Genomic DNA, 10,000 nt, shown 5'->3' with positions numbered 1-10,000 from the left:
AGCGGCTTACATTCTCGATCCCCCTCTTTTTCGAAACGAAGAGAATTTTCTCCGGTTTTCAAAAAATGCGGAATGGATTTTAGAACGCTTTCCCTGGAATCCCTGGTTTTTATTTTCGAAGGAACTTCATTCTTTTTACGAATCCTTAGAAAAAAATCTTCAATACGGTTTTGCGAATTCCAACCGATTGCCCACAATCGTTTTTACAAAAAATTCTGAAAAGATTGCGAAACAAATCAAAACCTTCGGAAATAGGATCGAAAGGTTTCCGATTTTCAGAATCGAGACATCGGATTTCAAATCGGCACAAACCCTTTTGAAAAATTTGATCGTGAAAATTCTTTAGAAGATCCCGATTTCTTGTGTCCAAAAAAAGTCAAAATTTAAGATAGAACCTGGTTTTTAAGTATGTCAGTCAGAAAAATTTTAAGGATGGGGGACCCGATTCTCCGTCAAGTTTCAAAACCCGTCACGGAAAATGAACTTCAAACAAAAGAATTCAAAAAACTCATCCGCGATATGTTCGATACGATGCGTCACGCGGAAGGTGTGGGACTAGCGGCTCCTCAAATCGGAATCTTGAAGCAGATTGTGGTCGTAGGTTCCGAAGACAATGAACGTTATCCGGGCACTCCGGACGTTCCCGAACGAGTCATTTTAAATCCGGTCATCACTTCTCTTACAAAAGACACTTCCGGTTTTTGGGAAGGTTGCCTTTCTGTACCTGGAATGCGAGGTTACGTGGAACGGCCGAACAAAATTAGAATGCAATGGATGGACGAAAGAGGAAACCAATTTGATGAGACGATAGACGGTTACAAAGCGGTCGTCTATCAACACGAATGCGATCACCTTTCGGGAATCCTATACGTGGATCGTTTAAAAGACACAAAGCTATTCGGTTTCAATGACACTATTGATTCCGGAGGAAGCTTTCTAGATTAAAAAACAAAATATATGAAATTCCTAGTCGAATATTTTCTCTCCAAAAGTATCTTTGTAAACCTACTTACCTTTTTAATCATTCTGATCGGAGGGTTCACCGCCGTAAAAATGAATCGAGAAGCGTTTCCGAATATCAACTTCGATATCGTAAGTGTCGTAACCGTATTTCCAGGCGCTTCTCCCACAGAGATCGAAAAACTTGTCACAAAACCTTTGGAAGAGGCGATCAAAGAAGTGGATGGAATCAAAGAATTCAGATCCGCTTCGATCGAAAATCGTTCCGGTATCGTGATTACTTTGGATCCAGATTCCACTGACACTCAGAAAGTCGTAGATGACATAAAGTCCGCAATCGATCGAGTGGAAGACCTTCCCGAAGAAGCGGAAGATCCTCTCGTTGCGGAAATCACAACGTCTAGACAACCCGTCATCGAAATCGATATCAGTCTGAAATCGAACGATTCGAGTATCGAGGCCGAAAAACGTCTCAAAGCTCAAGCGAAAGTAGTAGAACAGGCTTTGGAAGATATTCCGGGCGTCGCTAGAATTTCCAAACGAGGCTGGAGAGATACCGAAATGCAGGTGGACATCGATCCCATGGCGATGTTTTCCAAATATCTCACGAGTCAGGATATCATTTTCGCATTAAAAAATCGTAATATTAATTTTCCCGGCGGCAATATCGCCGGAAACCAGAAAGAAATCATCCTAAGAACCATCGGAGAATTCGATTCTCCCCAAGAAATTGAGGAAGTTCACATTCGATCCAACGAAGTCGGGAATTCGATCCGAATCGACAATGTGGCAAAAGTCGCCGAAGGTTTGAAAGAAGCCGAATATTTGGATAAGGTCAACGGGAAAAAAACGATCGCCTTAACCGTCATAAAGCGGGAAAAGGCCGACGCAATTCTAGTCGTAGACGAAGCTAAAAAAGTTATCGAAGAATTTAAGAAAAATTCCAAAGAAGAATTCGAGTATGCGTTCGTAAACGATCTTTCCAAATATATTCGAAGAAGACTGGGAGTGCTACTTTCCAACGCAGTCGGAGGACTTATTCTAGTAACGGCTTCCTTGTTCTTATTTTTAGGATGGAGAGTCGCTCTGATGACCGCTCTCGGAATTCCGGTTTCTTTCGGGGCCACATTCATCGTTATGAATTACCTGGGCCTTACCCTAAATCTGATTTCCATGTTCGGTTTGATTATCGTTGTGGGGATCCTCGTCGACGACGCGATCATCATCTGTGAAAACGTGTATCGTTATATGGAAGAAGGAATGCCCGTCTACGAAGCCGCGTTAAAAGGAACCAGCGAAGTAATCGATCCTGTTACGGCTACCGTAACGACCACCGTGGCGGCCTTCGCGCCTATGCTTTTTATGACGGGAATTTTTGGGAAGTTCATTTACAGCATCCCGCTAGTCGTAATCATCGCGTTACTCGCATCTCTTTCGGAAGCGTTTTTTATTCTTCCTTCCCACTTATACGATATCAATAAGCATAAATTTCATTCGGGCGAAATCAAGGAAGAAAGCGGATGGTTCTATAAACTCAAGGTCAACTATTACCTTCCTCTTTTGAAGTTTGCTCTTAAGCATAGGCTTCAGATTTTTATTTATCTGTCCGCAATGCTTGTGGGAAGTTTTGCGCTTTTCGCGGTTTTTGGAAAGTTTAAACTTTTTCCCGGCTCCGTGGACGTATTTCAGATTAAACTTACGGGCCAAACGGGGATGTCTCTTCAGGAAATGGAACGATTCACCCACGTTTTAGAAACGGAGCTTGCAAAAATTTCCAAAGTAGAAATTGAAAATTACGTAACTAGAGTGGGAATCATTCAAAAAGATCCGAACGATCCTTTCACTAAACGAGGAAAACATTACGGTCAAGTTCTCGTATATCTAGCGCCTGAAGAAAATAGAAAAAGAACAACCGACACGATCATCTCGGAAGTCAGGGAGAAAACGATCTGGCTCCTGAACGAAAAATCCGTGAAAGTCCTTGAGGAAACTCGTAAAAAAGAAGCAGAAAAGAAAAAGGAAGAATACAAACCTTTCAATCTAAACACATTCCCTTCCGAATTTTCGCGTTTTAAAGGACAACTTTCCGCTTTGGATTTTGAAAAAATCTCCGGAGGCCCTCCCGTTGGAAAACCGGTGGCGATCGAAATTCGCGGAGACGATTATGACAATCTGATCGCCATCGGAGAAGAATACAAAGCCGTGATGGCTAAGGTTCCGGGCATTACGGATATCGGTGACGATTTTAACGAAGGTAAGGACGAAATTAGAATCAAGGTAAACGAATCCCTCGCTTCGACCGCGGGAGTTTCCGTATTCAAAGTAGCGCAGGCGATCAATACTGCATTCCAAGGAACCGTAGCTACAAAGATTAAACGAGCCGACGAAGAAATAGAAGTTAAGGTTCGTTTTCCGGAAGAAGTGAGGAAATCCATCGGATCTCTTAACAATATCTTTGTAAGCAATCAATTAGGAAAACTCATTCCGGTATCCAGACTGATTACTTATGTTCGAGAGCCCGGTTTGGCAAACATCAATCATTTGGACGGCAAGCGTCTTCTCACTGTTACGGCTAACTTGGACGAAAGTAAAACCGATACGAGAAGGGCTAACGCGGAAATTGCGAGACTTTCCAAAGGAATCATCGATAAGTATCCCGGTTATCGAATGCGTTTCGGCGGAGAAAATAAGGATACGGAAGAATCGCTTACAAGTTTAGGGAGAGCCTTTCTAATTGCGTTCATTATCATTTTCATGATTCTCGCTTCCCTATTCCGTTCGGTGATTCAACCTGTAATCGTAGTGAGTTCCATTCCGTTTTCCTTGATTGGTGTAATTTTAGCGTTTATTCTTCATGGAGAATATTTCGGATTTCTTGCCTTTTTAGGAATTGTGGGACTCGCGGGAGTTGTAGTCAACGATTCCATAGTTCTCGTAGATTTTGCCAATCAGTTAAAGTTGGAAAAACCGGGAGAAGACATAGATTCGATTCTGATTGAAACGGGATTGCTACGACTCAGACCTGTAGTTTTAACAACGGTGACAACGGTTCTAGGATTGCTTCCTACGGCTTATGGTATCGGAGGACGAGATCCATTTCTTGTTCCAATGGCTCTTGCCTTTGGATGGGGACTTGCTTTTTCTTCCTTTTTGACCTTGGTTGCGGTTCCAGTTTTATACAAAACGATCCACAATGCTCAGTTAAGAATGAATCGTTTGTCTTCAAAATTCAGCAGATGACCGTTTTTCTGTAGGAGGTCCCACATTTTATTATAGATCTTTAATTTCGTGGGAGTTTATTACCTTAACGTGAGTTCGGCGTAGGAAAAATTGGGCGAATAAGAAACTAAAGTGCAACAACTACCTGAAACGCTTTTTACGAAAGCGTTTCAGGTAGTTGTTTAACTAAAGTGTTGCTGCCTACGGTCGCAACATAATGCTTCAATTCCTTCGGAATTGAACTCAATGTTACTTCCTAAACTCAGTGAAACGGCTTTCTACTGATCCCTATAAAATAGAGTAGCATTAATTTGAGTATAAATCCCGCGTTTAGACGCAGAATTTTAGACACTCTATTATGTAAAGATGAGTAGGTATTTATGCGACATTCAGAGATTAATAGTTAGGCGAAAGTCCGCATAAACAATTGCTTTTAAAAATAGAAAAACGAAAAGAATGACGCTCAAGGAGAAAGTTAGTAGTTAATATGGGACTTGATATGAGGCCAATGGGAAAGCCTAAGCCTGGATATAAAAAACGGTTTAATCAACTCTTCAGAATAATTCAAGGCATTGAAAAGCAAAAGCTTACATTATGCGAAAAAATGAGAGGAAAAAAAGAAAAATCTAGAGAGGACTTATTAAAAGAATGGTTTGGAATTCAAATTTCCTCTTATGAAACAATAAAAGCTCCCGTAATTGGAAAAGACAATGAAGCAAACGAGTGGTTAAATGCGGTTTATGAACTTAGTGGAAAGGAATTTTTAAAAGAAGATTTCTTCCGAAAATACGAAGGGCAATACGTTATACGTTTAGCAAAAGAACTTGATGGCATTCCAGTTTATTCTTCTGTGCAACAAGATGAAAATGTATTTCGAGGAGAGTTTTTAAGAGACTGTACAGATCTTATTGGTAACGATTTAGTCAATGAAGCTTGGACTACAAAACTTGCCGAAGAGACTTTAGATTATGGTAATAGAATGATGCAAGTTGCTAATTTAATTGCAGTTGAAAAAAAACTACAATTTCTTAAAGATCAAAGAAATCCACCCGACTCGGACGAAAATTCCATTGAGTTGAAGTTACATATTATTTATTCTTTGTCAAAATGGTTAATATTTTATGGTAAAAACGGTCACGGTTATGAAGCAGACTTCTAATTATTCAAAAATAATAAACAATTAATAAATTTACAGTCTTAAAAAAGACTAGAGCAATTGCGGACCTTCGTCCCCTCGCTCCGTACATTCACTTTCGCACGCTTAGGCGTGCTTCAGAACCGCGAACGTCGGGAAGCCTATATCGTTAGGCGCAAGGTCGCAAATTGCCTTGAGATAAAAGTATTTTTGGTTAAAATAAGTTCCTTGACTGTAATACTAATCTGTGATACAAATCAACTATGATAAGTTTGCGTTTGCCACCAGAATTAGAAAGAAAATTAGATTCCTTTGCCAAATCTGAAGGCAAAAGTCGTTCAGAAATAGTTAAAGATTCTATCTTGGAATACATTAAAAATCATGGGAAAATGAAAACTCCATTTGAATTAGGAAAGGATTTATTTGGGAAGCATGCTTCTGACGTTTCCGATTTAGCTCAAAATCGAAAGAAATATCTTCATCAATCAGTTAAAGGTAAGAATGCAAAACGTAGCTTTAATTGATTCCGGTCCGATCATTGCTTTATTTAATACTAACGATAAATTTCATAAATCTACTTATAAATTTATTAAGTCTTATAAAGGCTCACTATTTTCATCGTGGCCAGTAGTTACTGAAGTTGTTTACTTGCTTGCATTTTCCGTAGAAGCTCAATCTGACTTTTTGGAATGGATTGAACGAGGAAGTATCCAAATCCTAGATATACAATTAGAAGACCTTCGATATATAAAAACCCGAATGAGAAAATATTCCGACTTACCTATGGATTTAGCTGATGCATCCTTAATGTGTATTGCAGAAAGAGAAGGGATTGAACGAATTATTAGTATTGATTCTGATTTTTCTATTTATAAAACATTGAAAGGGAAATTTTTACAAAACTTGTTAAAAGTATAAACGCGACCCAGCGCCTAACTTCGTCTTCTCGCTCCGTTCGGGAACAAGATTTCCACTGCGCCGTTATCCATAAGGGAACGACAGAATTCAGATCATAAGAGGCTCTGTTAAAAGCCGGGATCTTATTTATTTTTTAAAGATACTTCTAAAGGAAAATCGCAAAAAGATTTTAATAGTTTGGGATAATCCATCTGCCCATAAAAGCAAAGCAATGAATGAATTTTTAAAAGAGAATGAGAAAAGACTTCGAGTGGAATTTTTGCCTCCTTATGCTCCGGAGTTAAATCCGCAAGAATATATCTGGTGTCGTTGGAAGAAAAACTATATGGCTAATTTTTGTCCGGAGAATCTTAGCCAATTGATTCAAAGAACTAAATCTACCTTAGGAATATTGAAATCAAATACAATCAGTTTCGATAGTTATTGGAGACAAGCTGGTATTTAGGTACCATTTTTTATAGGGATCAGTAATAAACCCTCGAATCACCCACATATACGATTTGGATGTATTAGGTTTTTCTTCTTCGTTTAACACTTGAAGAATCGTCTCATCAATTTGTAAATACTTCGATTTGAAAAGTTCCTTTCTCACATCCTCAATCATCGGAGAAATTTTTTCAAAAACTTGAATCACAGTATTGGAAAGAGTGCTTCTTGATATATCTACTCCCGATCTTTGGAGAATTCCAACTTGTCTGTAAAACGGAAGAGCATCCGCAAATTTCTGAGTGAGTGTGTAAGCTAAGAATCCGGAAGAAAGCATACTCTTCTCAGCGATCTGAGCAGGAACCGGAGCAATCCTGACAACCGGAAGAGATTCATCCGAAGTTCCTTCGCAATGTTTGCAAGCATACTTGGGACGAATATGAACTTCGACTTGAACTTTTGCGGGAATGATATCTAACTTTTCGGATTTCTCTTCTCCAATGCGAGTCAGTTCGTGTCCGCAAGAACAAATTTTCTCAGATTCGGGAATGTCGTGTAACATTGTAATTCGAGGAAGATATTCAGGGAACGGTTTTCTTCCAGTCTTCTTTCTCGTGTGGCTTTTGACAGGTGTGAAAAGACTTGTTTCTTCCGGTTCGGGAGAATCTTCCCGCAAGGAACTTTCTATTTCGTTAAATAGAAGCCCTTGGTCTTTCTCGATCTGACTCCATTTCTCCGTCTTTCTGCCGAATAACTGGATCTTCAATCTCTCGATTTGTTCAAGATGTTCGGTTTCTTTTAACTTTTGGAGTCGTAATTCTTCCCGGTATTCGACTTCCTTCTGTCTTTGAAGCTGTAGTTGTTCCTGGTATTCCAGTATTTTATTCTTCTCGAATATAATGATTCTTTTTAGCTCTTCTACATCATCCGGAAGTGAGTTCATATCGAAAGACATGGTGTCTCACTTTTCGTATGATTCCGATATGAGTCAATCCTTTCAGCTTACTTTTTTGTATTTTAATTTCTTGTGCTCTTTAAAGAAATCGATTCCGTTCAATAGCCAATCTAATCTTTCCACAGGAATCTTTTGAACTTCTTCCTCCGTATTCGGCCAAGGAAATTTACTTTCCTCCAATCTCTTCTGCCAAAGACAAAATCCACTCCTGTCCCAGTAGAGCATTTTTAATTTGTCTTTCTTGCGATTGCAGAATAAAAATAGGCTTTCTTCATACGGATCTTTCTTCATTTTACCTTCTACGATCATCGCAAGTGTATTCGACTTTCTTAAATCCGTGACTCCAGGTCGCAAATACACTTTTCTGTTACCAGGGTTTAGCTCCATTGCTTTAAACCAAGTTGAAGATTGATTGCGAGATGTGCCTTGCCTGATGAATCTATTTTAAAGATTAAAAATTCAGGTCCGCATGTTAGGTCGCCTTTCACCACTGAGGACGGAATTTCTACAAAGCCATCGCCATCCGGTCTTTTAAATCGCCTCTCCCAATGATAGCGGAACGTTGTGTATTTGAGTCGCCTTTCTTTACAATACTCTCGTTGGGATAGCCCGCTTTTGGAAAATGCCTCAAACTCTTTTGGCCAGTCGATAGTCGTTTTTTTCATCAAAAGAAGTTTAGCAGATTTTTTACGATAGTGAAAGATGCGGTTCATTAGGCGCTTGCTTTGTATTTACTACTCGGACGCGTGAAAATGATACTCGAAAATAAGCGGTCGGTTTTGCAAAAGTGCGGCGGTTCTCAAAAATTAAGTCAAATCGGGAAAACCCGACTTTTTAAAGGAATATTCTAATTTTCGAAATAAGTTTGTCATAGTATTCTATTCTTGCGTTCGAGTAGTAAAATGCCGATTTCAATCGTTTTCAGATATTTTTGAGATGGTTCTATACTTTTCGTTTTTTCTTCGATTTCTTGAGTTCCGTTTTGAGATAAAAACTCCTATTCCGGAAAGATATAAAACTCCGGGGGCAAATCCCAAAATCATCCAAAGAATTTTTGTGAACATTCCCCCGAATGTTCCGAAATGAATAGGACGAAACGAATCCACAATTTTATAAAATAGATTTTCATTCGAAAGATGAAAGATCTTTAATATCTTTCCCGATTCCGAATCAAAGATAAAATAGGAACCAAACCGACTTCGAAACGGATTGTGCTCTTTCTCAGTGCCATAAAATTGAATCGGATCTTTTTCATGATGATGAGGAAAAGAAATAAACCCCAGACGAAAGTCAGGAATTTGATCGATAGCATCTCGTAATAAAGCATTCATTGAAATGGATCGGTTAAAAAAGCTTCCGATTTTTTTTTCCTCTGAAAACCCGCGAGCAAAAAATCCGGCGGTGGATCGCGCACTCCACCAAGCCCCCGTAAAACCCAAAACCAAATTAAAGATTAGAGTAAACACTCCGACTAATTTATGAAAATCCGAAAAATATGTCCTAAGCGATTGGCCCTTTCTGAGCCGGAATAAATTTTGCCAAATACTCCGATAGAGAATTATCCCACTGATTCCTTGAAAAACAAATATAACTCCAAAAATTCCCGTCAAAAAGTACCCGAAACTACCCATAAACAAAGTATAATGTAGATTTAATACCCAGCCGTAAAAAGAACCAGAAAGATCTTCGGAAAGTTTTCCTAAAATTTTTCCAGTATAAGGATTTAATAAAATTACAAATTCCTTCTTTTGATCAGAATCTAAAAAATGAAGCCAAACTTGATCCGGTTGATTTCGTTTTTCGGAAAGTAACCAACCGGCTAAAGCATGGGAAGGAAGAGCTTGATTTAATTTTTCTCGAAGCGTATCTATGCTCAGCCGTTCGGTTCCGTCTGCAACATACCATCGATTCGGATGCAATAGCTGATCAATTTCATGTCCAAAGACCAAAAGAGAACCGCTTAAACCGATCGCCACTAAGAACAATCCACTACAAATTCCTAATATAGAATGCAGACTATATAGTTTCTTTCGATTCATGCTCGATTTTTACTCAGTGGACTTAAAATCAAAGGGCTTTAAAATGAGCAAATTTTTATGTCAAACCCAGATGTTTCTAAGAATTAAATACAAACTTTGAGAAAGTTATAGCTTCTTACCGATCCTATAAATAGAGTACCGTTAATTGAGCACAAATTCCGCGTTTAGACGCAGAATTTTAGACACTCTATTATGTAGAGATGAGTAATGAACGCGAATTCGGTGTAAAAAAGTCCTGGCGAATCTCATAGTCAAGACAGCTCGCTACCTGAAACGCTTTTGTAAAAAGCGTTTTTCATTGAGTCTTTTCACTTCAATTCCTTCGGAATTGAACTCAATGTTACTCTA

9 protein-coding genes and 2 pseudogenes (1 of these 11 running past the window's edge) are annotated in these 10,000 nt (G+C 38.9%); 7 read left to right on the top strand and 4 right to left on the bottom strand.

Going from position 1 to position 10,000, the window contains the following annotated elements; translation table 11 throughout:
* The 7 genes and pseudogenes from FHG67_RS11290 to FHG67_RS11260 form a co-directional block, all read left to right on the top strand.
* Positions 1-346: the 3' portion of a hypothetical protein gene (locus FHG67_RS11290; RefSeq protein WP_004496125.1), read on the top strand. 302 nt of this gene lie to the left of the window's left edge; 346 of the gene's 648 nt are visible here — the last part of the coding sequence; its start codon lies off the left edge, out of view; its stop codon occupies positions 344-346.
* Positions 347-408: 62 nt separating this feature from the next.
* Complete coding sequence (gene def / locus FHG67_RS11285) at positions 409-945, top strand: peptide deformylase (protein ID WP_026054368.1); 537 nt, start codon at positions 409-411, stop codon at positions 943-945.
* A 12-nt stretch (positions 946-957) separates the two neighbouring features.
* Positions 958-4,200, top strand: coding sequence for an efflux RND transporter permease subunit (locus FHG67_RS11280; protein ID WP_004501352.1), 3,243 nt, complete (start codon positions 958-960; stop codon positions 4,198-4,200).
* Positions 4,201-4,666: 466 nt separating this feature from the next.
* Positions 4,667-5,338: a hypothetical protein gene (locus FHG67_RS11275; protein ID WP_036075255.1), complete on the top strand. Its 672-nt coding sequence runs from the start codon at positions 4,667-4,669 to the stop codon at positions 5,336-5,338.
* Positions 5,339-5,577: 239 nt separating this feature from the next.
* Entirely contained in the window at positions 5,578-5,838 is a 261-nt protein-coding gene (locus tag FHG67_RS11270) for a ribbon-helix-helix protein, CopG family (protein WP_004496206.1), read from the top strand.
* Positions 5,816-6,232, top strand: coding sequence for a type II toxin-antitoxin system VapC family toxin (locus tag FHG67_RS11265; protein ID WP_016761240.1), 417 nt, complete (start codon positions 5,816-5,818; stop codon positions 6,230-6,232). Before FHG67_RS11270 ends, FHG67_RS11265 begins: the two co-directional genes overlap by 23 nt.
* A gap of 88 nt (positions 6,233-6,320) precedes the next feature.
* Positions 6,321-6,677 (top strand): annotated as a pseudogene (locus FHG67_RS11260) (transposase); the annotation flags it as partial.
* Positions 6,678-6,695: 18 nt separating this feature from the next.
* Here the strand turns inward: FHG67_RS11260 and FHG67_RS11255 are convergent.
* The 4 genes and pseudogenes from FHG67_RS11255 to FHG67_RS11240 form a co-directional block, all read right to left on the bottom strand.
* Positions 6,696-7,613: pseudogene (locus tag FHG67_RS11255) on the bottom strand (transposase); the annotation flags it as partial.
* A gap of 42 nt (positions 7,614-7,655) precedes the next feature.
* Positions 7,656-8,000, bottom strand: coding sequence for an IS66 family insertion sequence element accessory protein TnpB (gene tnpB, locus FHG67_RS11250; protein WP_142499792.1), 345 nt, complete (start codon positions 7,998-8,000; stop codon positions 7,656-7,658).
* A complete protein-coding gene (tnpA, locus tag FHG67_RS11245; protein ID WP_036086969.1) occupies positions 7,991-8,278 on the bottom strand; it encodes an IS66 family insertion sequence element accessory protein TnpA in 288 nt (95 codons plus the stop codon). Before tnpA ends, tnpB begins: the two co-directional genes overlap by 10 nt.
* Before the next feature lie 246 nt (positions 8,279-8,524).
* Positions 8,525-9,652 (bottom strand): PepSY-associated TM helix domain-containing protein, encoded by a 1,128-nt coding sequence (locus FHG67_RS11240; protein ID WP_036075260.1) that lies wholly within the window; start codon positions 9,650-9,652, stop codon positions 8,525-8,527.
* Positions 9,653-10,000 lie beyond the last annotated feature (348 nt).

Source organism: Leptospira weilii (genome assembly GCF_006874765.1).
In the GTDB taxonomy this organism is placed as follows: Bacteria; Spirochaetota; Leptospiria; order Leptospirales; family Leptospiraceae; genus Leptospira; species Leptospira weilii.
This window is presented reverse-complemented; position numbering and strand designations above follow the sequence as displayed.

Coding starts and splice junctions, on each gene's coding strand:
- def (WP_026054368.1), top strand. CDS start 409: ATGTCAGTCAGAAAAATTTTAAGGATGGGGGACCCGATTCTCCGTCAA.
- FHG67_RS11280 (WP_004501352.1), top strand. CDS start 958: ATGAAATTCCTAGTCGAATATTTTCTCTCCAAAAGTATCTTTGTAAAC.
- FHG67_RS11275 (WP_036075255.1), top strand. CDS start 4,667: ATGGGACTTGATATGAGGCCAATGGGAAAGCCTAAGCCTGGATATAAA.
- FHG67_RS11270 (WP_004496206.1), top strand. CDS start 5,578: ATGATAAGTTTGCGTTTGCCACCAGAATTAGAAAGAAAATTAGATTCC.
- FHG67_RS11265 (WP_016761240.1), top strand. CDS start 5,816: ATGCAAAACGTAGCTTTAATTGATTCCGGTCCGATCATTGCTTTATTT.
- tnpB (WP_142499792.1), bottom strand. CDS start 8,000: ATGGAGCTAAACCCTGGTAACAGAAAAGTGTATTTGCGACCTGGAGTC.
- tnpA (WP_036086969.1), bottom strand. CDS start 8,278: ATGAAAAAAACGACTATCGACTGGCCAAAAGAGTTTGAGGCATTTTCC.
- FHG67_RS11240 (WP_036075260.1), bottom strand. CDS start 9,652: ATGAATCGAAAGAAACTATATAGTCTGCATTCTATATTAGGAATTTGT.